The organism is Myxococcus sp. CA033 (genome assembly GCF_013336625.1).
GTDB lineage: Bacteria > Myxococcota > Myxococcia > Myxococcales > Myxococcaceae > Myxococcus > Myxococcus llanfairpwllgwyngyllgogerychwyrndrobwllllantysiliogogogochensis.
Window position 1 is genome coordinate 21208 of record NZ_JABUMU010000006.1, and the last position, 22023, is coordinate 43230.

Sequence of the window (22023 nt, forward strand, 5' to 3'; positions counted from 1 at the left end):
AGGGGGCGGATGGGCGCGGGCTGGGCGTGGGTGGTGATGGCGGCGGTGGCCGCTACACCGGAGCCAATGGTGGTCTCGGCCCTGGTCAAGGTGCGGCCCGGTGCCGCGCTCCAGGGGCGGCCCCAGGCACGCCTGAGCGTCGCGCGCGGCGAGTGCGAAGGCGTGCAGGTGGTGCTCCCCGGCACGGCCCGGCAGCTCCAGGTGACGCCCCTGTTCCTCGGAGGCCCCGGGGAAGCGCTGCCCGCGGCCCTCTGGCGCGAGGGCTACCTCCCGGTCCACCTCGCGTCCAACAGCCAGGGCGCCCAGGGAGCCTGGCCGGATCCGCTGCTGCCGCTGAGCGCCCCCGTCCCCGACGGAGACCCGGACCTGCCCACCGTCCTCTACGTGGAGGTGTGCGCGCCGGAGGGCCAGTCTCCGGGCACCTACCGGGGCACGCTGAGGGCACGCTTCAACAAGGTGGAGCGCGTCGCGGTGCCCTTCACGGTGGAGGTGCAGCCCTTCGTGCTGCCAGCGACGTCCTCGCTGCCCACCAGCTTCGGCATCTCCCTCTACAGCATCGCCCGGGGACACGGCCTGAACCCGGACTCACCGGAGGCGCGCGCGCTGCTGCGCGCGTACGCACGCGTCCTGCTGGAGCACCGCGTGAGCGCGCACGGCATGAGCATGACGCCGCCCCCGGTGCGCTTCGAGGACGGCAAGGCCCTCCTGGACTGGAGCGCCTACGACGCGGAGATGGGGCCCTTCCTCGAAGGGACCCTGCTGGACTCCGGCGCCCGCTTCACCACCGCTGACCTGCGCGACAACAAGCAGGCCGTCACCGAGGAAGAGAAGGTGGCGTACTACCGCGCCTTCGCCGAGCACTTCCAGACGAAGGGCTGGCCCGCGCAGCTCTTCTTCTACACCAAGGACGAGCCGAAGCCGGAGGACGTGCCTCTGGTGCTTGCACAGTCGCGCCGGGTGCGCGCCGCCGGTGGAAGCCGGGTGCTCATCACCAGCCCGTTCGACGCCACGCTCGCGCCCGCCGCGGACATCCTCGCGCCCACGCTCAACTGCTTCTATCCCCGCTCGGGCCCCGCCACCTGTCGCGCCGTGCACGAACTCGCGGAGCTGCGCGCGAAGCTGCCCGAGGCAACCCAGGTGTGGTGGTATCAGAGTTGCAATTCGCATGGTTGCAACGGCGGCCCCGCTCCGGACTCCGCGCGGGAGCGTGCCTACAGCGGCTGGGCCTCGTACATGGTGGACCACCCCGCCCCGCTCAACCGGGCCATGGGCCCGCTGGCGTTCGCGAGTGGCGTGGATGGCGAGCTCTATTTCGACACCGTCTTTGCCTACAACACGAAGGAGGACCCCTGGACGGACCTCCTCGAGTTCGGCGGCAACGGCGACGGCACCCTCTTCTATCCGGGCACGCCCAGACACCTGGGAGATTCCGGACACCACCCGGTGCAGTCGCTGCGGCTCAAACACCTGCGAGACGGCCTGGAGGACTACGAGTACCTCCGTCTCCTCTCCGAGCTGGGAGACCAGGCGTTCGCCCGAGACGCGGCACGTCACCTGGTCCGGTCGGGTTGGGACATCAGCCGGGATGCGCGAGAATGGACCCAGGTCCGCCAGCTCGTGACTGCCCGGCTCCGGCAGCGATGGTCGACGTCCGAATTTGCGAAGCGTCCGGGCCGTCACACGCCCCAGAGCACCCCGTAGTCCCTTGTGGAAGGAAGATGGATGAGCTCCCTGCGCACCCTCCTCGCGGCCTGGCTGATGCTGTCCTCCGGCGGCACCGCCTGGGCTCAGCTCCCGGACACGGAGGCCGACAAGCCCGAAGCCGACAAACCCGCTGAAGCCAGCGCGGCGGCGACACCCGAAGAGCCCCCCATCACCGTGGAACCGTGCGCCCAGGCGCTGCCCGCGCTGCGCATGCCGTTGGCCTTCATGCCCGGCGAGGTGCTCGAGTTCGACCTGGACGCCATGGGCGCGCAGGCGGGCAAGATGACCCTGCGAGTCCAGAAGCAGCAGGACGGGCAGATCCCCGTGCTGGCCGAGGCGCAGACCAACTCCTTCTTCTCCAAGGTCCGCCGCGTCCGGGGCAGCGCCACTACGTGGCTCCACCCGAAAACACTGCGCCCCAAGCGCTACGTGGAGGACGCCACGGAGAACGAGATGCGCCGCAAGGTGGAGGTCGCGTTCACCCACAAGGACCGCGCCATCAAGGTGGACTACCAGATCGGCCAGCGCGCCAAGGGCCAGTACAACTACACCTACGACAAGGACGGCCTCGACGTGGCGGGCTCCATCTACCTGCTGCGTCAGCTCCCCCTGGAGGAGAACATGTCCGTCTGCTTCGACGTGTACGGCGTGCGCCGGCTGTGGCGCATGCAGGGACAGGTCCTCAAGAAGGAGCAGGTGACGACGCCCCTGGGCCAGTTCACCGCGTGGCACCTGCAGGGCACCGCGGTTCGGTTGGACCGCCCCAAGCAGAAGCGCGAAGTGCACGTGTGGCTCTCCGACGATGCACGCCGCCTGCCCCTGGCCGCCGTGGGCACCCTGGACCTGGGCGCCGTGCGCGCCACCCTCACCTCCGTCAGCCGTCCCGGCGAGAAGCGCCAGGAAGCCGGCCCCGGCAAGGAAGAGATGAAGTGGTGACGAGGGGCTGAAGTCCCCTCTGGAGAGGCCCGGTGCGCGGTATTCCGGGCCTTTCTTGCTGAACACAATTTGATTCTGGTTTGCAAAATCAAAATCGCGAGCGTAGGGTGCGCGCCGCTCCGATGCGCCCACGCTCTTGCTTCGTCCGTTCATCCCTGCTGCTCTGTTCCACGCTGGTGTTCTCCGGCACGGTTGCCCGAGCCGAAGCTCCGGCCGGTCCCCAGGCGCCCCCAGCCCCTCAAGCCGAGCCCGCCGTGGAGCCGCCTTCGGCGCCCCAGGTGGAGCCCGCGCCTTCGGCTCCGGCCATCGCCGAGCCCGCGCAGCCCGCTCCGGTTCCCGCCGCGCCGCCCGCGACGCCCCCGTTGGGGCCCACGCGTCCCAAGATCGACGTCTACGTCACGGCGTACGGTGAGTTGCAGTTCGCCTACTTCAACTACGGGCTGGACCAGAACCGGGCGGGTGGCGCGCAGCGCGACTCGCGCATCGAGTTCGACACCAACCGCTTCGTGATTGAAGTGAAGGGCGGCCTGCCCGACTACGGTCTCGAGGCCGAGGTCGAAGTCGAATTCGAGCACGGCGGCACCGGCTCCGCGATGGAGCTGGAGTACGAGGAGTTCGGCGAGTTCGACCAGGAGCTGGACAAGGGCGGCGAAATCCTCGTCGAGGAGATGTTCCTCTCGAAGAAGCTGGGAGCCAACGCCGCGCTCGCGGTGGGCCGCTTCTACGTGGCGGTGGGCACGCTGAGTGAGTTCTCGCGGCCCACCGACTACCTGGGCACCAACCGCGACGAGGCGGAGACGAGCATCATCCCCAACACGTGGGACGAGATGGGCGTGCGCCTGCGCTACAAGTTCCCCTGGGGGCTGCGGCTCACGGGCCAGTTGGTGAACGGCCTGGACTCCACCGGCTTCAGCTCACAACTCTGGTCGGCGGGCGGACACCAGCGCCGCTTCGAGGTGCAGCGGGCCACGGACATGGCGCTCGTCGTCCGGGCGGACGTCACGCACTTCGACGGGTTCACCTTCGGCGTGTCCGCCTATCACGGCGACACCACACGCAACCGTCCCAAGGCGGACCTGGTGAAGAGCTGCGAGGAGGCGAACCCCAGGGAAGTGGCGCCGTGCGGCTACGTGTCGGCTCCGCTGACACTGCTGGACGCGCACCTGTCCGTGCGCAAGGGCCCGTGGAGCGCGAAGGCCCTGGTGATGTACGGCCACCTGAAGAACGCGGAGCTGGTCTCCCAGCGCAACGCGCGCCTGTCCAACCTGCTGGGAGTGATACGCACGCCGGTGTCCGACAACGCGTTGGCCGTGTGGGGCGAGCTTGGCTACGACATCGCGAGCGTGGTGGGGCTGAGCGACTCGCACCACCTCTTCCCGTTCGTCCGTTACGACTACGCGGACACGCAGTTCAAGCCGCGCGAGGAGCTGTACGACAACCCGCGCTTCCGCCGCTCCGTCTACACCGTGGGCCTGTCCTACAACCTGATGAACGTGGCGTTCGCGAAGCTCGACTTCGGGCACCGCCGCCTGGGCTCCTCCGCCTTCCGGCCGGAGAACACCCTGCGCTTCGCCACCGGCTTCAACTACTGACGTCGGCCCAGGTGCCTGCGTCCACCAACCCCCAACGAAAGGTCAGTCATGAAGCGTATGTCCCTGCCCCTCCGCCTGGCGCTCGCGCCGGCGCTCCTGTCCAGCGCGCTGTTCCTCGGCGCCTGCGGCGACGACTCCGACAACCCCACCGACGACTCCAAGGTCACCCAGGAGCTCGTCGTCACGTTCGCGGACAAGGTCGTGGTGCCGACCTACGCGCGGCTGGCCACGCGGCTCACCGAGCTGGACGCCGCCTGTGTCTCGCTGGCGGCGGCGCCCACGGCGGACAAGCTGGCGGCGGCCAAGGCGGCGTGGCGCGCGGCGCGCATTCCCTGGGAGCAGAGCGAGGGCTTCCTGTTCGGTCCCGTGGACAGCTTCAGCTATGACCCGGCGCTGGACAGCTGGCCGGTCAGCCACACCGAGCTGGAGGGCGTGCTGGCCAACAACGACGCCCTCACGCAGCAGTACGTGAGCAACCTCAAGAACGAGCAGAAGGGCTTCCACACGCTGGAGTACCTCATCTTCGGCGACGGTGGCACCAAGACGGTGGGCCAGCTCACGCCCCGCGAGTTCGAGTACCTCAAGGGCCTGTCCGCGGAGCTCAAGGCCGTGGGCCAGATTCTGCACGGCCGGTGGGTCCAGTCGGTGGACGGCAATGCGCCGTTCCGCGACACGCTCGCGACCGCGGGCCAGTCGGGCAACACGGCGTACCCGTCCGTGCAGGCCGCCGCGCAGGAGATGGTGGGCGGCATCACCACCATCCTGGACGAGGTCGCCAACGGGAAGATCGCCGACCCGTTCACCGCCGAGGACCCGAACCTGGTGGAGAGCCAGTTCGCGTACAACTCGCTGGAGGACTTCACCAACAACATCCGCAGCGTGGAGAACGCGTACCTGGGCCACCTGCAGGGTGAGACGAAGACGGGCAGCTCGCTGCGCGATGTGGTGGGCGTGGACAGCGCGCTCGACGTCAAGATCCGCCAGCAGATTGCCGGGTCGATCAGCGCCCTGGCCGCCATCGCCGAGCCGTTCCGCGAGTCCATCACCAACACCACGGAGAAGCCCAAGATCGTGGCGGCGCAGGAGGCCATCCGCACCCTGCACGACACCTTCCAGGGCGAGGTGCTGCCCCTGGTGACGAAGTAACGTAGGGTAGCAAGCGAAGGTGGATGCCATGCGACGTGCCGTGATGATGGGGGCCTTGCTGTTGTGGACCGCTGGCTGCGGAGAGGAGGCACCTCAGGTGCCTTTCGCTCCGCCGAGGGCGGGCGGGGCCACCACCGTCGACAATCGCACGTCGCTGGCGTTCGCCCAGCCCGCCGCCAATCTGCGACCTGAGTATGACCGGCTGCACCGGGACGGCGACGCGGCCTTCGAGGCCATCTTCGTCCCGGCGCCTTCGCGTTTGAATCCAGGGCTGGGGCCGACCTACAACAACGTCTCGTGCAACGGCTGTCATCTGCGCAACGGGCGCGGCATGCCGGTGATGGGGCCGACCGCCCAGCGCACCCAGCTCCTCGTGCGAGTGAGCCTTCCCGAGGGCGTGCCCGAGCATCCACACGGCGCGGTGCCGGTCCCGGGCCTGGGGTTGCAGGTGAGGGACCAGGCCGTCTATGGCGCCATGCCACCGGCCTCACTCACGCTTTCATGGGTGGAGAGCACCGGGCAGTACGCGGACGGCACGCCGTACTCGCTGCGCTCGCCGCGCGTGAACATCGCCCCGTCGGATGGCTCGGCGCTGCCAGCGAACATGTTGATGTCGCTGCGGCTTCCTCCTCCCGTGTTCGGGCTGGGGTTGCTGGAAGCCCTGCCGATCGAGACGCTGCGCGCCCTGGAGGACCCTGATGACCGGGACGGCGATGGCATCTCCGGGCGGATGAACGAGGTCTGGGACGCGGCGCTGCACACGCTCGTGCCCGGGCGCTTCGGGTGGAAGGCGAACAGCCCTCATCTGCTGCAGCAGTCCGCCGAGGCGTACTTCAACGACATGGGCATCAGCAGCCCCCTCTTCCCGGAGCCCGACGGGACGCATGAACTCACGCCCGAACTCCTGGAGGCCGCCGTCTTCTATTCGCAGTCGCTTGGCGTTCCCGCGCGCGCGGCGCTGGAAGACCCGGTGGTCCAGCGCGGCGAGAAGCTGTTCCGCTCACTGGGCTGCGAATCCTGCCACCGCGAGACGCTCGAAACGGGCGCGTCCGCTTACGAGGAACTCGCCTTTCAGAGCATCCATCCGTACACGGACATGCTGCTGCACGACATGGGACCGGAGCTCGCGGATGGCAGGCCGGATGGCGCGGCCACCGGCACCGAGTGGCGCACGCCCGCGCTGTGGGGCCTGGGGCTGACGCACACGGTGCTGCCCTACTCCGGGTTCCTGCATGACGGTCGCGCCCGGACGATAGAAGAAGCGGTGCTGTGGCACGGGGGCGAGGCCCTCGCCGCCCGTGATGGCTTCCGCGCGCTCTCCAGCGACGACCGCGCCGCGCTGATGAAGTTCCTCGGCTCGCTCTGACAGCGAAGGGGCGCGGGACGGCACCGCGCTCCGGCTCAAGGTGGAAACGGGCGCTGCTTCAGCGTCTCCAGGAGGAAATCGCGGAAGGCGGCCACCTTCCGTGGCATGTGCCGCTCCGCGGTGGAGACGAACCACACGCTGCCCCCGGGCATGCTCCATTTCGGGAGCACCGGGACGAGCCGCCCCTCCGCGACCTCGGGCTCCGCGAGCATCGACGGCAGGAAGCCGATGCCCGCGCCCAGGCGCAGCGTCTCCCGCATGAAGAACATGTCATCGCACCGGATGGAGCCCGACTGAGGGACGCGCATCGTCTCCCCGGGTCCCACCAGCGAGAAGGGCTTCACGCTCCGGAAGGAGACCCACGTGTGACTGGTCAGCTCGCGAGGATGGCGCGGAGTGCCCCGGCGCGCGAGGTACGCGGGTGAGCCGTAGAGGCGCAGCGAGAAGGGCCCCAGCCGGCGGGCACGCAGGGAGGAGTCCTTGAGCGTGTTGGAGGACAACCTGAGGGCGGCGTCGAAGCCCTCGGCCACCAGGTCCACCACGCGGTTGTCCAGGTGCAGGTCCACCTTCACCGCTGGGTAGCGCGCCACGAAGCGGGTGATGATCTCCGCCAGCACGGTGGTGCCCCAGTCCACCACCGCCGTCAGCCGAAGCTCGCCCGAGGGCTCGTCCTCCAACTCCGGCAGCTCCCCCACGGACTTGCGCAGCGAGGCGAGCATGGGAGACACGCGCTCATACAGCGCCTGGCCCGCGGTGCTGAGCGCCACCCGACGCGTCGTGCGATGGATGAGCTGCACGCCCAGCGAGGACTCCAGACTGGAGATGCCTCGACTCACCGATGACTTCGGCATGCCCAGCTTCTTCGCGGCGGTGGAGAAGCTGGCCCCTTCGGCGACGGCGACGAAGAGCGCGAGCTGGTTGAGGTCCATTGTTCCCTCCATGGAACAGTATGCTCCACGAGGAGGCATTGTGCAGCAGGGAGTCCGGGGATTAACCCAAGGGCCGAAGCTCACGTCACCCCGCTGCTCCGGAGAGTCCCCATGTCCGCCACCCTGCTCGTCACCGGCGCGTCCGGCCACCTTGGCCGTCGCGTCGTCGAGTTGCTCCTGGAGTCCCACAAGGGCTCGCTCATCGTCACCACCCGGGAGCCGTCGAAGCTCTCGGACCTCGCGGCGCGCGGCGTCGTCGTGCGCAAGGCGGACTTCGATGATGCGAAGTCGCTCGACACCGCCTTCGCGGGCGCGGAGCGGCTGTTGCTCATCAGCACGGACTCGCTCGACGTCCCCGGACGCCGCATCACCCAGCACCAGAATGCCTTGGACGCGGCGCTCCGCGTCGGTGTCCGGCACATCGTCTACACGTCCCTCACCCGCCCCGAGCCAGACTCGCCCATCACCCTCGCGAAGGACCACTGGGCGACGGAGCAGGCGCTGGCGAAGAGCGGGCTGGGCTACACGGTGCTGCGCAACAACATCTACGCGGACATGCTGCTGCACAGCCTGCCGCAGGCCATCGCCACGGGACAACTCGTGGCCGCCACCGGCACGGGCTCGACGGCGTTCATCGCCCGCGAGGACTGCGCTCGCATCGCAGTGGCCGCGCTGATGTCCACCTTCGAGGGCAAGCGCACGCTGGAAGTGACGGGCCCGTCGGCGGTGAGTCACGCGGAGCTGGCGCGACTGGCGAGCGAGCTGTCCGGCCGTCCCGTGCAGTTCGTTCCGGTGGATGCCACGAGCCTCAAGGCGGGCATGGTGGCGCACGGGTTGCCCGCGCCGCTGGCGGAGGCCTATGCCTCGTTCGACGTGGCGGTGGCCGAGGGACGCATGGGCGAAGCGACGGGAAGTGTCGCGGAGCTCACGGGCAAGGCTCCCACCAGCGTGGCGAGCTTCCTGACGAGCCATCGCGAGACGTTGAAGGCCGCCGGGCGCTGAGGCCCTACGCACCGGGGACGCGAGGGCGGGAAAATTGACGGGGTGCTACGGGCCTGTAGCGTCGAGGCCATGCCCCCTCTCGCCCTCGCCGCCCCCGTGCTGTCGCGCCAGGCCGACCCGGTCCGAGTGGCCACCGAGCGCCTGGCTCGGACCCTGCCCTCTCGCACCGACGCAACCGTGCTCGTCGATATGCTCGAGGATGACTTGCGGGAAGGCCTGGATGCGCTCGGCGACGTGGAGGCCCACTTCTCGGACCTGCTGAGCACGCTGCGCACCGCGCCCCTGACACCGGTGAACCTGGTGAACGCAGGGGATGATCCGCGCATCATCGAGCGGCTCGACTATCTCCAACACCTGGTCCTCCAGCTTCGCAAGCGCCTGTCCCAGGCCGCCGCGATGGCGCGACAGACGCCCCCTTCTCGCGTCCGCTGAACGACGCGCGCCCGTCCTCGACGCTGTCGGGTGGGCGCCACGACCCACGCCCGCGCGCCAATCGCTCCGCGCGAAACGCGCCCAGAGCCGCTGAATCCACGGCCCTGGCCCGCTGGCGTGTCGCCCGGCGCCCTCAGTTCGCGGGCGTACCCGCCGGTGCCGCCGCGGGCGCTCCGGTCGAGCCCACGCCTGTCGCGGGCGCCGCATTGGCCGGCGCCGGCGTGGCGGGCAGCCCCGTGGCCGGCGCCGCGTTCAGTGGCGTGGGCGACCCCAGCAGCGGGGGCGCCGACGCGGCATTGAGCGGCGCGGGAGCCCCCAGCAACGCGGCGGGCGGCGTCGCCGAGTCCGCGTTCAGCGGCGGCGCGGTGCCGATGATGCCCGGGCTCACCTGCGCCGTACCGGAGAACGCATCGAAGCTGGGCGCGGTCAGCGACGGCACGGAGAACGAGCCCGTGGTCGACAGGTTCGCCGGAGTCCCGAAGGCGCTCACCGTGGAATTCACCCCCGGGGCCGTCGTGCCCGAAATCACCGTCTGGTCCCCTGCGAACGACGGGCCCAGCACGGGCGTCCCCGGCAGCACCTGCGAAGTGTTCACCGGTGGATTCGGCGTGCTCGTGATGGGGGAGACGCCGCTCGTCACCTCGGGTTCCCGAGGCGCCACGAGGACGTTCGCCCCGGTGCCCAGCGTGGCACCGCCTTCCGTCACCACCTGGCCATCACTCCCGCCCACGAGCACCCGCGTGCTTCCTCCAGGAATGACCACCGACGGCTCCTGCCCCGCCGCCGCGGACGTCGCCAGCCCACTGCCGCCGGTCCCCGTCTGCTGTACCGGCGCGGGCGGAAGCGGGGGCGGAACTCCGGGATAGACACCCGCCGGCACGGGCGTCAGCAGATACGGGTCTCCCGTCACATGGCCCGTGTTCTCCACCACCGCCACCGAGCGCACGGACACCCCATCCACCTGGATGGCCACGTCCTCGAAGATGAACTGGAGGAACCCTCGCGGCTCCGCCTCCGGAGGCAGGTTCCACACCAGCACCACGAGCTCCGCGTCACCCACGCGCGCCTGACGCAGCATCCGGTGCGTGTCGTCGTCCGCGAATGCCCCCGCATCCAACGCCCCGACGTGCACGAAGGCCGTGTCCGTCAGCAGCCGCCCGTTGCGCCACACGCTGCCCACGCCCCACACCGCCACCGCGGCATGCGTGCGGGTCATCGCTGACCACCCCAGGCCACTGTTGCCGTAGAGCGGCACGTTCAGCAGCACGCCGCCGGCCACGGTATGCGGCGGGGGTGGAGGGAGCGGCCGGGAAGGCGCCTGTGCAAGGGCCTGGGCGGGCGGGAAACCAGCCTGGGACAGCTCCACCCGGTAGTCGGTGGCCCCCAGGCGGAAAGACGCGAAGAAGCTCGCCTTGTCGCCGTAGGTGGCTTCGGGGGCGTCGACCCGGTCCTCGACGGTGAGGTCCGCGCTCCCTCGGCCGCTTTCGGCCAGGTCCGTGAAGGGCAGCGGTCCTTGGATGAAGAAGGCGTCCGGCTGCTCGGTCCGCGCGCTGGCCTGCCGGCCCTCGAACGTGAACCCGCCTGGCCCCGCGGCCAGCAACCCGGACAAGAGAAACGCGGTGAGAGGTCCCGCCATCGACGCTGCCTCCTTGTAAAACAAGGTAGGCAGCGGAGCGGGGAACGGCAGTCCCCTCTCCCCCAAGAAAACTAGATGAGGCCTCGAGCCCGGCGGATCTGCTCCACCGTCTTGTTGTACTCGATGTCGAAGGCGCTGGTGCCCTCCTGCAGGTGCTTCAGGCGGGAGCGAGCCTCCTTGTCGATTTCATCATCCACGTCCAGGTGCCGCTTCATCACCGCGAAAATCTTCTGACGCAGCGAGTTGTCGGCCGAGTAGACCTCCTCCACGTTCCGGCTGATGAGGAGGAATTCGATCATCTGGTTGATGACGTACTCGATGCCCTCGTCGCCCATCTTGAAGCCGCGGACATCCGCCATCTCGCGCTTCACCTGGTTGAACTTGGAGTAGTCATATCCGCGACGCTCCAACGCCTCGCGCGTCGCCTGGTTCACACGCTCTTCATTCGCGAGGTACTCACGCATGATGGCCGACAGGTCCATCTCGGCGTCCGCCACGCGCATCGGCTCCACCTCGATGTCCCCATCCTGCATGAGCTGCTGAATCGCCTCTCGCGAGATGATCGGGATCACCTTCGGATACAGCCTCATGTCGGTCCCTCGCCCTCTTTGGACGGCTCGAATCGTCAACCGCTATAAATCAGCGCCGAGCCCAGTCGCAATTAAAAACCCCAGGAACGTCGCGGTTCCAGCGCACTTCCCCCGCAGTCCGAAGTGGAAATTAATCACGCGGCACCGGGTGGCGACCCTCCCTGCGATTTTTCGTTCGCCGGTTCGACGGCATCGTCGAGGGATGCTTCCCGGACAGGGTCTTCCTCCTCTTCGTCGGGGTGTCCGTGAAGCCCCGCATGGACACGCTCAGCGACGGCGGGGCCCACCACGTCGGCCAGCTCCTCGATGCTCGCCTCGCCCACGCGCTTGAGTGAACCGAAGTGCCGCAAGAGCGTCTTGCGCCGCACCTCCCCCACTCCCGGGATGTCCTCCAGCGCCGAACGCACCCGACTCTTGCGCATCACCTGCTTCTGGAAGGTGATGGCGAAGCGGTGCGCCTCGTCCCTCATGCGCGTCAGCATGAACATCTCCGCCGAGTTCTGAGCCAGGACGATGGGGTCCTTTCGCCCCACGACGAACACCCGCTCGGGGCTTCGAGCGCTCTCCGCATCCCGGTCGAAGACCTCCAAGTCGCGGCTCTTGGCCAGGCCCACCACGTCGACGGAGTCCACGCCCAGGTCCTTCATGGCCGCGTGCGCGCTCGCCAGCTGCCCCTTGCCGCCGTCGATGACGAGCAGGTCCGGCAGGTCGCCGTCCTCCAGCCCTCGCTTGAGGCGCCGCGTCACGACCTCGTACATGCTCGCGAAGTCGTCCTGCTTCTCCAGCGTCTTTATCTTGTACTTCCGGTACCGGGACTTGTCCGCGTCGCCATCCGTGACGGCCACCTGCGAGGCGACGATGGCGGAGCTCTGGAAGTGCGAGATGTCGAAGCACTCCATGCGGCGCGGAAAGTTCTTGAGGTTCAGCCGCTGTTGGAGGCGTGAGAGGACCTGGTCCGTCTCGTCCTTGGTGCGGCGGCGCTCCAGGAAGGCCTGTTCGGCGTTCTTCACCGCCATCTGCACCAGTTCGTGCTTCTCCCCTCGCTTGGGGACCAACACGCGCACGCGCTCGCCCTTCCGCTCGGAGAGCAGGCCTTCGAGTCCGTCGGTGCCGTCCTCGGGGTCCAGCGGCAGCAGCACCTCCTCCGGCACGAAGCTGCCCTGGTCGTAGTAGAGGTTCACGAACGAGGCGAGCAGCTCCTCGTTGGGGAACTCCTGGTTGCCGAAGGGGAACGCCTGGCCGCCGTTGAGCCGGCCCTGCCGCACCCAGAGGACGTAGAACATGATGCGGTCGCCTTCGCGGAACAGCGCGAAGACGTCCTGGTCCTTGAAGTCCGTGGTGGCGATCTTCTGGCGCTCCAGGCTGCGCTCAATCGCCAAGAGCTGGTCTCTGACCCGCGCGGCCTCCTCGAACTTCAGCTCCTGGGCGGAGCGCTTCATGCGCAGACGGAGACCCTCCACCAGCTCGCTGGCCTTGCCCTCCAGGAACATCACCACTTCGTCCACGCTGCGGTGGTAGTCGTCCTCGGGCACCGGGTGGACGCAGGGCGCCGGGCAGCGGCCGATCTGGAACAGCAGACAGGGCCGCTTGCGGTTGGCCAGCACATGGTCCGTGCAGGTGCGCAGGCGGAAGTAGCGGTTGATGATGCGCAGCGTTTCGCGGATGGCGCCCGCGCTGGAGTACGGGCCGAAGTAGCGCGCGCCGTCGCGCTCGTACTTGCGGACGACTTCCAGGCGCGGGTACGCGTGGGTCCGGTCCAGGCGAAGGGAGATGAACTGCTTGTCGTCTTTGAGCAGGACGTTGAAGCGCGGCCGGTGCTTCTTGATGAGCTCGTTCTCGAGGAGCAGCGCTTCCTTCTCGTTGTGGACGAGCACCGTCTCGAGGTCGCCGAGCAGCTCATCCAGCAGCGACACGAAGACGCGCGTGTCCCCGGTGCGCGTGAAGTACGAGCGCACGCGGCTGCGCAGGTTGATGGCCTTGCCCACGTAGATGATCTGCCCCCGGCGGTCCTTCATCAGGTACACGCCGGGCTCGGTGGGAAGGGCGTCGAGCTTCTCCTGGAGCTTCACGTCCATGGCAGACGCCTCCTAACGGCGCCCTCGCGCCCGGCCGCCCTTGCCCCGTCCACGCTTCGGGGCTTCGTCCGGCGCCTTCGTGGGCCCCTTCAGCAGGAAGCGCGAGGCGGGCTTGAGCCCCAGGTCCATGTCCTTGAGCAACTGGACCTTGTCCCGGTACTCGGCGGCCTTCTCGAACTCCATCGACTCGGCGGCGCGCTGCATCTCCTCGGTGAACTCCTTCACCAGCCGCCGGATCTCCTTCGCTTCGAGCAAGTCGTCCTCACCCTCGGCCGCCATGGGCAACGTGCCGCCGCCCTCCGCGTCGTAGGCGTGGTCGGAGAAGTTGAGGATGTTGCTCTTGATGGAGCGAGGCGTGATGCCGTGGGCCTTGTTGTGCTGCCGCTGGATTTCGCGGCGGCGCGTCGTCTCCTCCAGCGCCTTCTTCATCGAATCGGTGATGGAGTCCGCGTACATGATGACGCGGCCATTCAGGTTGCGCGCGGCGCGGCCGATGGTCTGGATGAGCGACACGTGGCTGCGCAGGAAGCCCTCCTTGTCCGCGTCGAGGATGGCGACCAGGGACACCTCGGGGATGTCCAGGCCCTCGCGCAGGAGGTTGATGCCCACCAGCACGTCGAACTCGCCCTTGCGCAGGTCCCTGATGATGGCCATGCGCTCAATCGCGTCGATGTCCGAGTGCAGGTAGCGCACGCGCACGCCCACGTCCGCGTAGTACTCGGTGAGGTCCTCCGCCATGCGCTTGGTGAGCGTCGTCACCAGGACACGCTCGCCGCGCGTGACACGCAGGCGGACCTCCTCGAGCAGGTCATCCACCTGGTTGCCAACAGGGCGCGTTTCGACCTCCGGGTCCGTCAGGCCGGTGGGGCGGATGATCTGCTCCACCACCACGCCCTGGGACTTCTGCAGCTCGTACTCGGAAGGCGTCGCCGAGACGAAGACGGCCTGGGGCACCAGCTCCTCGAACTCACCGAACTTCAGCGGGCGGTTGTCCAGCGCGCTGGGCATGCGGAAGCCGAAGGTGACCAGCGTCTCCTTGCGCGCGCGGTCTCCCCGGTACATCGCGCCAATCTGCGGCACCGTCTGGTGGCTCTCGTCGATGAGGACCAGCAGGTTGCGCGGGAAGTAGTCGATGAGGCACGGGGGCGGCTCGCCCGTGGCGCGGCCCGAGAAGTGCCGCGAGTAGTTCTCGATGCCGTTGCAGTAGCCGACCTGTTCAATCATCTCCAGGTCGAACATCGTGCGCTGCTCCAGCCGCTGCGCCTCCAGCAGCTTGCCCTCGCGCTTGAACGTCTGGAGCTGCTCGGACAGCTCGTCGCGGATGGTCTGCAGCGCGCGCGTGCGCACGTCCTCGCCCGCGACGTAGTGGCTGGCGGGGAAGATGACGATCTTGTCCAGCGTGCCCAACGTGACGCCGCGCAGCGGGTCGAACTCGGTGATTCGCTCCACCTCGTCGCCGAAGAAGCTGATGCGCACCGCGCGCTCCTCCTCGTAGGCGGGAAACACCTCCACGGTGTCGCCGCGCGTGCGGAAGGTGCCCCGGTGGAAGTCCATGTCGTTGCGGTCGTACTGGCCCTCCACCAGGCGGCGCATGAACGTGTCGCGCCCCATCTCCCCGCCCACGTCCACGCGCACCGCCAGGTCCACGTAGCTCCGGGCCGCGCCCAGGCCGTAGATGCAGGACACGCTGGCGACAATCACCACGTCGTCGCGCGTGCGCAGCGAGTGGGTGGCCGAGTGGCGCATCCGCTCGATGTTGTCGTTGATGGACGAGTCCTTCTCGATGAAGGTGTCCGACGACGGGACGTAGGCCTCGGGCTGGTAGTAGTCGTAGTACGAGACGAAGTACTCGACGGCGTTGTTCGGGAAGAGGCTCTTGAACTCACCGTAGAGCTGGGCGGCCAGCGTCTTGTTGTGGGCGATGACCAGGGTGGGCCGCTGCACCTTGGCGATGATGTTCGCCATGGTGAACGTCTTGCCGGACCCCGTGACGCCCAGGAGCGTCTGGTAGCGGTCGCCCCGAAGCACGCCCTCCGTGAGCTCGCCAATGGCCCTCGGCTGGTCCCCCTCGGGCTGGTGGTCGCTGACGATCTGGAACTCAGGCATATCCGCGAGGTTTAACACCCTCGCGGGGCGAAACACTGGACATTTGTACCCGCCCGTCGAGCGGCGGACGGAGCGCTTCCAGCCCTACTTCGATGCCCCCTCGGAGGGCGGCGTCCGGGGGGCCTTGAGTGCCTCCAGCGCCTCCAGGCGGGCGGCCTCGAACTCGTCCCCCTTGTTCCAGCGCGGCAGCTCCGGAGCGCGGGCGACATGGGCCCCCAGCAGGAAGAAAAGGCGTGCGTCCTCCACCGCGCCCGTCATGTCCCACTCCGGGCGCAGCTCGTCGGACGGCTGGTGGTAATGCTTCGCCTCCCAGGCCTCGCGCTGCTGGCGGCCCCATCCTTCCGGGCGACCGATGAAGTCCATGCCGCTGCCGAAGTAGGCGGCGGGGATGCCGCGCCGCGCGAAGTTGAACTGGTCCGAGCGGTAGAAGAAGCCCCGGTCCGAAAGCTGGTCCGCCTTCACCACGCGGTTCTGCGTCTTCGCCAGCGCGGTGATGACGCCATCCAGGTTGGACTTGCCCAGGCCAATGACGGTGATGTCGCGCGTGCGGCCATGGATGTTGGCGCCGTCGATGTTGACGTTGGCGGCGATGCGGCCGGCCGGCACGGGCGGATGCTCGGACAGGTACTGCGAGCCCAACAGCCCCTGCTCCTCGGCCGCCACGGCGGCGAAGAGGATGGAGCGGCGCGGCGCCTGCGGCATCGCACGGTACGCCCGCGCCACCGCCAGCATCGCGGACACGCCCGCCGCGTTGTCGAGCGCGCCGTTGTAGATGGTGTCCTCACCCGGCTTGCCACCCTCCTTCTTGCCCAGGTGGTCATGGTGCGCGCTGTAGAGCACCACCTCGCCGGACAGCTTCGCGTCGCTGCCGGGCAGCATCGCCAGCACGTTGGCCGTGGGGCGACGACGGACGTCGTTCGCGAAGCGCGTGGACACCGTCACGCCCAGCGGCACCGGCTGGAAGTCGCGCGACTGCGCGGCGGCACGGAGCGTCTCCAACTCCCGCCCCGCGAGCTGCAACACCCGGCGCGTGGCGTCCTCGGTGGCCCAGGCCTTCACTTGAAGACGGGGGCCCGACGTCGCGGGCAGCTCGAACTGCTCGCCCGTCCACGACGACTGCACCACCTGCCACGGGTAACCCGCGCTGGCCGTGGTGTGGAGGATGATGGCGCCCGCCGCGCCCACCTTCGCCGCCTGCTCGTACTTGTAATCCCAGCGGCCGTACCAGAGGCGCGTGCGCCCCCCGAAGAGCCGGGGATCATCCTCCGGGTCGCTGTTGAGGATGAGCAGCGTCTTGCCGCGCAGGTCCATCCCCTTGAAGTCGTCCCACGCGTACTCGGGCGCCTGGATGCCGTAGCCCACGAAGACGAGCTCGGACGCGTCCAGCTTCGCCTCGGGAACCTGCACGCCCGACACCGCGATGAAGTCCTCGTGGAACTTCAGCTCCGCGGCGCCCAGCGGTGCGCGGATGGACATCGTCTCCGGATGGCCGGTGACACCCACCAGGTCGAACGGTTGGAAGAACGTGCCGTCGGTGCCCGCGGGCTTCAGCCCCAGGGCCTCCAACTGCGCCGCGATGTACGCCTGCCCCAGCGCGTCGCCCCGGGTGCCAGGGCCTCGACCCTCGAGCAGGTCACTCGCGAGGAAGCGCACGTGCGCGCGCAACACATCCGGGTCGATGCTGCTCGCGGCGGCCTTCTCCGCGGGAGTGCTCAAGGGCACTCGCTGGGCGAGCGCGGGAACGGACGTCAGGGCCAGGAACAGTGACAGCAGGTGCTTCATGGTGCCCCGAGCCCTAACACGAAGGCCCGGGGCACCGCAGCCCTTCAGCCCTGCGCGGTCGCCACCTTCCACGAGGTGCCGCCAGCCGTATCCATGATTTCCACGCCCTTCTCCTTCAGCGCGGCCCGCACCCGGTCCGCCGCGGCGAAGTCCTTCGCGGCCCGAGCGGTCGTCCGCTCACCGAGCAGCCGCTCGACCTCCGCCACGTCGATGCCGCGCTCGCGCACCGCGCGCTCACGACGGCGCAGGAGCCACGCGCTCGGGTCGTCTTCAAACAGGCCGAGCACGCCGGACACCTTGCGCACGTCCTCACGCAACGCCAGGAGCGTCCGCCCCACCATCGGCTTGTCCTTCACCGGCGGCTTGTCGGTCAGCTCGTTCATCAGGCCGAAGAGGCCGGACAGCGCGCCCAGGCCTCCCGCGCTGTTGAAGTCGTCGTCCATGGAGGACTCGAACTCCGCGAGGAAGCGGTGCGGCTCGCCGTGGAGCGCTCCCGTGCCGAAGTCCTTGCCCGCGAGGCGCTCATCCACCTTGCGCAGCGTCTCGTAGAAGTACTCCATGCGCGCCTCCGAGTCGGCCAGGGCCTTGTCGGAGAAGCTGAGCGGATGGCGGTAGTGCGTGGAGAGGAAGAAGAAGCGCAGGGCCTCCGCGTCCACCTTCTCCAGTGCGTCGCGCAGGCGCACCACGTTGCCCAGCGACTTGGACATCTTCGCGCCTTCGAGGTCCAGGAATCCGCAGTGCATCCAGTACTTCGCGAACTGCTGCCCGTTGGCGGACTCGCTCTGCGCGATTTCGTTCTCGTGGTGGGGGAAGATGAGGTCCAACGCCCCGCCGTGGATGTCGAACGTCTCGCCGAGGTACTTCGCGCTCATCGCGGAGCACTCGATGTGCCAACCAGGACGGCCGAGCCCCCACGGGCTCTCCCACGCGGGCTCTCCTGGCTTGGCGCCCTTCCACAGCGCGAAGTCGAGCGGCTCGCGCTTCTGATCTCCCGGCTGCACGCGCTCGCCAACGCACAGCTCGTCCAGGTGTCGCTTGGACAGCTTCGCGTAGTCCTTGTCGGCGCTCACCGAGAAGTACACGTCACCCTGGGACGCGTAGGCGAAGCCCTTGTCCACCAGCTTCTGGATGATGGCGATGATTTCGGGAAGGTGGTCACTCACCTTCGGCTCCACGTCCGGGTCCTGCATGTGGAGCGCGCGGACGTCCTCGTGGAAGATGTCCACGAAGCGCGAGGCCAACGCCACGGGGGCCTCGCCCGTCTCGTGCGCGGCCTTGATGATCTTGTCGTCCACGTCCGTGAAGTTCCGGACGTAGCGAACCTTCAGGCCCCGGTACCGGAGATAGCGGACCACCACGTCGAAGGACGTGAAGGTGCGAGCATTCCCGATATGAATGTAACTGTAGACGGTTGGACCACAGACGTAGACCCCGACGCAGCCCGGGACAGCGGGCTCCAGCAGCTCCTTCTGCATGGTCATCGTATTGAAGAGCCGGATGGGTGGGGGAGTCACTTGCGCCATTCCTCCTGAGGGGTCCGTCTTTGTGCGTGTGGCCGCCACTCTAGATTCGCGGTCCCTGAACAGGCCAGCATTCACGAGGTCCTCGGTGCCGGGATGACCCCGGAATCCACCGGACGTGGACAACTTCGGACGACCCGGGCCTGAGAACCTTCCAGCCGGTCCTCAATCAGCGAGAATGGTGTTCATGGCTCCACCGAATCCCAAGCGCCCGCCCCGCCCTCCCCGTCCGCCGGGTACGCAGGCGCCGAAGGAGCCCGAGGTGGAGCTGCCCTTCGACGACGATGAGGTGGCCCCCCTCCAGGCCGACGACCCTCGCCCCCAGCGGGTGCCCCAGTTTCCGGCGGGCTCTCGCAAGGGACGCTCGAAGAGCGGCGGCAAGGGCCGGGAAAAGAACGACCGGGAGTTGTCCGGCCGGTTCGACTGGGGACGCGAGTACTCGAACCCCGGACATCCACCGGCCTTCCTCTACGTCGAGCGAGGCCCCGGGGCGGGTCAGCTCGTGCCCGTGCAGCAGGGGCCCCTGGTGTTGGGGCGGTCGTCCTCGTCGGACCTGCGGCTCCAGCATCCGTCCATCAGCCGGCGTCACGCGCAAATCACCCGCCAGGGCGACCAGGTCTTCATCAAGGACCTGGGCAGCCAGAACGGCACCTTCATCAACCGCAACCGCGTCACCGATGAAGTCGAGGTGATGCAGGGTGACGAAATCACCCTGGGCAACGCGATGCTGCGGCTGCGCGGTCCGGGTGGCACGCCCGCCGCGGGCATCCCCGCCCTCACCGGCGCCACCCCCGAACCCCTTCCGCGCAAGCGAGGTCTCGGCCCCTGGGGCGTGGGGCTCGTCGCCGCGGGCCTGGGCTCCACCGTGGCGGCCCTCATCACCGTGCTCGCGGTGGGACTGAGCTCGAATCGGACGGCACCCACCAACGAGGCGACGCGCTCGGGTGGCTCCGCTTCCACGCGAGGGCAGACTCCGCCGTCCGAGCCCGCCCAACCGGAGGATGATCGTCCCCTCCTCGTGGACACGGGGAACGTGCGTCCCACCGCCAGAGCCACGGACCGTGCGCCCACGGGCGACGACACGGTCGGCGAAACACCGGCGAGGACGCGGAGAAGCGGCACCGAACGTGACGAGCCTCGCGCCGCCAGTCGGACTGAGGAGCGCAAGGCTCAGGCGGCTCCGTCCGGGGATGACGATTCACGCGCCCCTGACAAGGTCCGACCGGCCCAGGGCGGCTCGTCCACGTCGACGGCGGGCCTGAGCGCACGGGACATCGCGTCGGGCGCTACACGGGCTTCGCGGACCGACACGTCCGCCGCGCCACCAGAACCGCGCGCGACGGCCCTGGCCACGACCTCGGCGCGTCCGTCGCGGACAGACACCGCTGCTTCGCCCTCGAGCCTCAGCGCGAGCGACCTGGCCACGGGAGCGGTCCGCGCACCCCCGCGTGGGACGCGTGACACGACGGAAGAAGTCCCCGCGTTCCAGGCCATGTCCTCCGATGACGAGGCCGTTTCCGCTGAGAAGGTCGTCACGAACACGAAGGCCCGTGACACCAAGCCCCTGGGCCCTCCGACGGAAGCGGAGGTCCTGCGGCTCTATGAAGCCGGAGAGGTGACGTCCGCCATGGAGATGGCGAAGTCCGGTCGGTTCACGGCGCTGCACGCGAAGCTCGTCCGCTTCGACGCCGCGGGCAGCGAGGCGCGCAAGGCCCTGGCGAAGGGCGATACGACTCGCGCCATCACCCAACTCACCGTCGCCGTCAACGTCGACCAGGAGCTGTCCAGGGGGTGGAGCCGCCTGGGGCCCCAGCTGCGCGCGCAGCTCTCGACGCTGTATGTCCGCTCTGGCGCGGACCACATGAAGGCCCAAGACTCCGACGCGGCCCGCTCGGCCTTCCAGCAGGCCCTGAAGTACGACGCGGGCAACCGCAGGGCCACCGAGGGACTCAGGCGGCTCGAGCAGGCCCCTTGAGCGCCTTGTAGAGCAGCACCGCGTTGAGCACGCCGAAGGCGAGCAGTGCCAGACAGGCCAGGACGAGCCCACGGTCGTCGCCCGGCCGCTCGCCCTCGATGAGCAACCACAGCTTGCCGTCGTGGGCCTGGAGCTCCCCCATGCCTCGCAACAGCGCGAGCGCATCGCGGTAGCGCGGCGCATCGTCCTCCGAGAGCAGACGCCCCCGGATGCCGAAGGGCCTCGGGTCTGGAGGGGGCGGCGGCCTCCCCGTCACCCAGTCCTCGCCGGGCAACGCGGGCCGGCGCACGACGAAGGGCGACTCGCGCAGGCCCACCAGCACGAACAGCGCGCTCCCATCCCGCTCGTAGGCGCCTCGCGCCGTGGGAAGGCCATGCACCTGGGCGTAGCGATTGGAGGCGAGCGCGTCGAAGCGGTAGTCCCCCTCCACGCCCAAGGTCAGGGGAACCCGGGACGAGAAGAAGTACGCCAGCTCCCGACGCTGCATCATCAGGAGCGCCAGGCTCACCACGATGCCCAGCACGGCCGCCAGCGGCCTGACACCCACGCGACGCCGCGCGAGGCTCGACTCGAGCTCGGCGATGCGCGCGTCTCGCTCGGCCTGTACCGAGGAGGAGGAAGGCGACTCGTTCATGACGTGAAAAGACGAAGCCCCGAGTTCCCTTCGCGGGAACCCGGGGCAAGGAGTCTCTCGGGCGGAAGCCCGTGTAGCTCAGGCGAGGTTGAAGATCTTCTTCAGGTCCGACTCGATCTCTTCCTCGGTGCAGTCCTTGGCCAGCGACAGCTCCTTGATGAGCAGCGAACGCGCCGTGTCGAGCATCTTCCGCTCGCCGAAGGACAGGTCCTTGTCGCCCTTCAGGAGGTAGAGGTCGCGCAGCACTTCGGCGATCTCGAAGACGGAGCCCGTCTTGATCTTCTCCATGTACTCCCGGTAGCGCCGGTTCCAGGTCGTGGAGTCGACCGAGATGTCCTTCTCCCTGAGGATGGAATAGACCTGCTTGACGTCCTCCTCGCTGATGATCTCCCGGAGGCCGACCGACCCGACCTTGTTGATCGGGATCATGATCCGCATCCCGTTCTCCAAGATGCGCAGCACGTAGAACGACTGGCGCTGCCCGGCCACCTCGGTGTGCTCGATACCCATCACCTCACCGACGCCCTGGCCCGGATAAACCGCCTTGTCACCAGTCTTGAAGCTGGTCTGCACTAACTGCCTCCTTGAAAGACTCGCT

The 22023-nt window shown here is 68.6% G+C and carries 17 protein-coding genes; 8 read left to right on the plus strand and 9 right to left on the minus strand.

The window, feature by feature from the left end; genetic code table 11:
- The first annotated feature begins 9 nt into the window (after positions 1–9).
- From HUA78_RS17445 to HUA78_RS17465, 5 genes are all read left to right on the plus strand, one after another.
- A complete protein-coding gene (locus HUA78_RS17445) occupies positions 10–1701 on the plus strand; it encodes a DUF4091 domain-containing protein (RefSeq protein ID WP_174454954.1) in 1692 nt (563 codons plus the stop codon).
- Positions 1702–1722: 21 nt separating this feature from the next.
- Positions 1723–2640, plus strand: a complete 918-nt coding sequence (locus HUA78_RS17450; RefSeq protein WP_141647672.1) for a DUF3108 domain-containing protein — start codon at positions 1723–1725, stop codon at positions 2638–2640.
- A gap of 122 nt (positions 2641–2762) precedes the next feature.
- On the plus strand, positions 2763–4232 hold the full coding sequence (locus tag HUA78_RS17455; RefSeq protein WP_141647673.1) for a hypothetical protein: 1470 nt from the start codon (positions 2763–2765) through the stop codon (positions 4230–4232).
- Positions 4233–4280: 48 nt separating this feature from the next.
- Positions 4281–5378, plus strand: a complete 1098-nt coding sequence (locus tag HUA78_RS17460; RefSeq protein WP_174476762.1) for an imelysin family protein — start codon at positions 4281–4283, stop codon at positions 5376–5378.
- A 28-nt stretch (positions 5379–5406) separates the two neighbouring features.
- A complete protein-coding gene (locus HUA78_RS17465; RefSeq protein ID WP_174476763.1) occupies positions 5407–6744 on the plus strand; it encodes a di-heme oxidoredictase family protein in 1338 nt (445 codons plus the stop codon).
- Positions 6745–6779: 35 nt separating this feature from the next.
- On the opposite strand, the gene HUA78_RS17470 is transcribed toward HUA78_RS17465, so the two are convergent.
- Positions 6780–7673: a LysR family transcriptional regulator gene (locus tag HUA78_RS17470; protein ID WP_174454950.1), complete on the minus strand. Its 894-nt coding sequence runs from the start codon at positions 7671–7673 to the stop codon at positions 6780–6782.
- Between the two features lie 111 nt (positions 7674–7784).
- Here HUA78_RS17470 and HUA78_RS17475 point away from each other — a divergent pair, with 111 nt between their 5' ends.
- Together HUA78_RS17475 and HUA78_RS17480 are read left to right on the plus strand one after the other, a co-directional pair.
- Positions 7785–8675, plus strand: coding sequence for an SDR family oxidoreductase (locus HUA78_RS17475; RefSeq protein ID WP_174476764.1), 891 nt, complete (start codon positions 7785–7787; stop codon positions 8673–8675).
- 69 nt (positions 8676–8744) lie between these two features.
- On the plus strand, positions 8745–9107 hold the full coding sequence (locus HUA78_RS17480; RefSeq protein WP_174454948.1) for a hypothetical protein: 363 nt from the start codon (positions 8745–8747) through the stop codon (positions 9105–9107).
- A gap of 133 nt (positions 9108–9240) precedes the next feature.
- Here HUA78_RS17480 and HUA78_RS17485 read toward each other — a convergent pair whose 3' ends face one another.
- The 6 genes from HUA78_RS17485 to cysS all read right to left on the minus strand — a co-directional run bounded on the left by HUA78_RS17485 (position 9241) and on the right by cysS (position 18819).
- Positions 9241–10743, minus strand: coding sequence for a hypothetical protein (locus HUA78_RS17485; protein ID WP_174454947.1), 1503 nt, complete (start codon positions 10741–10743; stop codon positions 9241–9243).
- 71 nt (positions 10744–10814) lie between these two features.
- Positions 10815–11333 carry a DUF507 family protein gene (locus HUA78_RS17490; RefSeq protein WP_141648986.1) on the minus strand — a complete coding sequence of 173 codons (519 nt, stop codon included), beginning with the start codon at positions 11331–11333 and terminating at the stop codon, positions 10815–10817.
- Positions 11334–11467: 134 nt separating this feature from the next.
- Positions 11468–13408: an excinuclease ABC subunit UvrC gene (gene uvrC, locus HUA78_RS17495; protein WP_174454946.1), complete on the minus strand. Its 1941-nt coding sequence runs from the start codon at positions 13406–13408 to the stop codon at positions 11468–11470.
- 12 nt (positions 13409–13420) lie between these two features.
- Positions 13421–15514, minus strand: coding sequence for an excinuclease ABC subunit UvrB (gene uvrB / locus HUA78_RS17500; protein ID WP_141648988.1), 2094 nt, complete (start codon positions 15512–15514; stop codon positions 13421–13423).
- A gap of 84 nt (positions 15515–15598) precedes the next feature.
- Positions 15599–17296 carry a M28 family peptidase gene (locus tag HUA78_RS17505; RefSeq protein ID WP_174454944.1) on the minus strand — a complete coding sequence of 566 codons (1698 nt, stop codon included), beginning with the start codon at positions 17294–17296 and terminating at the stop codon, positions 15599–15601.
- A 44-nt stretch (positions 17297–17340) separates the two neighbouring features.
- Positions 17341–18819, minus strand: a complete 1479-nt coding sequence (cysS, locus tag HUA78_RS17510) for a cysteine--tRNA ligase (RefSeq protein ID WP_174476765.1) — start codon at positions 18817–18819, stop codon at positions 17341–17343.
- Positions 18820–19003: 184 nt separating this feature from the next.
- On the opposite strand from cysS, the gene HUA78_RS17515 reads away from it, so the two are divergent.
- Entirely contained in the window at positions 19004–20791 is a 1788-nt protein-coding gene (locus HUA78_RS17515; protein WP_174454942.1) for an FHA domain-containing protein, read from the plus strand.
- On the opposite strand, the gene HUA78_RS17520 is transcribed toward HUA78_RS17515, so the two are convergent.
- Together HUA78_RS17520 and HUA78_RS17525 are read right to left on the minus strand one after the other, a co-directional pair.
- Positions 20766–21425, minus strand: coding sequence for a hypothetical protein (locus HUA78_RS17520; protein WP_174476766.1), 660 nt, complete (start codon positions 21423–21425; stop codon positions 20766–20768). The genes HUA78_RS17515 and HUA78_RS17520 overlap by 26 nt on opposite strands.
- A 78-nt stretch (positions 21426–21503) precedes the next feature.
- The gene (locus HUA78_RS17525; protein ID WP_002639129.1) at positions 21504–21998 is read right to left on the minus strand and encodes a CarD family transcriptional regulator; all 495 of its coding nucleotides are present in this window, start codon (positions 21996–21998) and stop codon (positions 21504–21506) included.
- Positions 21999–22023: the final 25 nt, after the last annotated feature.

Excerpts from the sequence above, each read along its gene's own strand:
- HUA78_RS17515 (WP_174454942.1), top strand. The coding sequence starts at position 19,004 with ATGGCTCCACCGAATCCCAAGCGCCCGCCCCGCCCTCCCCGTCCGCCG.
- HUA78_RS17460 (WP_174476762.1), top strand. The coding sequence starts at position 4,281 with ATGAAGCGTATGTCCCTGCCCCTCCGCCTGGCGCTCGCGCCGGCGCTC.
- HUA78_RS17475 (WP_174476764.1), top strand. The coding sequence starts at position 7,785 with ATGTCCGCCACCCTGCTCGTCACCGGCGCGTCCGGCCACCTTGGCCGT.
- HUA78_RS17485 (WP_174454947.1), bottom strand. The coding sequence starts at position 10,743 with ATGGCGGGACCTCTCACCGCGTTTCTCTTGTCCGGGTTGCTGGCCGCG.
- uvrB (WP_141648988.1), bottom strand. The coding sequence starts at position 15,514 with ATGCCTGAGTTCCAGATCGTCAGCGACCACCAGCCCGAGGGGGACCAG.
- HUA78_RS17445 (WP_174454954.1), top strand. The coding sequence starts at position 10 with ATGGGCGCGGGCTGGGCGTGGGTGGTGATGGCGGCGGTGGCCGCTACA.
- uvrC (WP_174454946.1), bottom strand. The coding sequence starts at position 13,408 with ATGGACGTGAAGCTCCAGGAGAAGCTCGACGCCCTTCCCACCGAGCCC.
- HUA78_RS17505 (WP_174454944.1), bottom strand. The coding sequence starts at position 17,296 with ATGAAGCACCTGCTGTCACTGTTCCTGGCCCTGACGTCCGTTCCCGCG.
- HUA78_RS17490 (WP_141648986.1), bottom strand. The coding sequence starts at position 11,333 with ATGAGGCTGTATCCGAAGGTGATCCCGATCATCTCGCGAGAGGCGATT.
- HUA78_RS17465 (WP_174476763.1), top strand. The coding sequence starts at position 5,407 with ATGCGACGTGCCGTGATGATGGGGGCCTTGCTGTTGTGGACCGCTGGC.
- HUA78_RS17470 (WP_174454950.1), bottom strand. The coding sequence starts at position 7,673 with ATGGACCTCAACCAGCTCGCGCTCTTCGTCGCCGTCGCCGAAGGGGCC.
- HUA78_RS17480 (WP_174454948.1), top strand. The coding sequence starts at position 8,745 with ATGCCCCCTCTCGCCCTCGCCGCCCCCGTGCTGTCGCGCCAGGCCGAC.
- HUA78_RS17455 (WP_141647673.1), top strand. The coding sequence starts at position 2,763 with ATGCGCCCACGCTCTTGCTTCGTCCGTTCATCCCTGCTGCTCTGTTCC.
- HUA78_RS17520 (WP_174476766.1), bottom strand. The coding sequence starts at position 21,425 with ATGAACGAGTCGCCTTCCTCCTCCTCGGTACAGGCCGAGCGAGACGCG.
- cysS (WP_174476765.1), bottom strand. The coding sequence starts at position 18,819 with ATGGCGCAAGTGACTCCCCCACCCATCCGGCTCTTCAATACGATGACC.
- HUA78_RS17450 (WP_141647672.1), top strand. The coding sequence starts at position 1,723 with ATGAGCTCCCTGCGCACCCTCCTCGCGGCCTGGCTGATGCTGTCCTCC.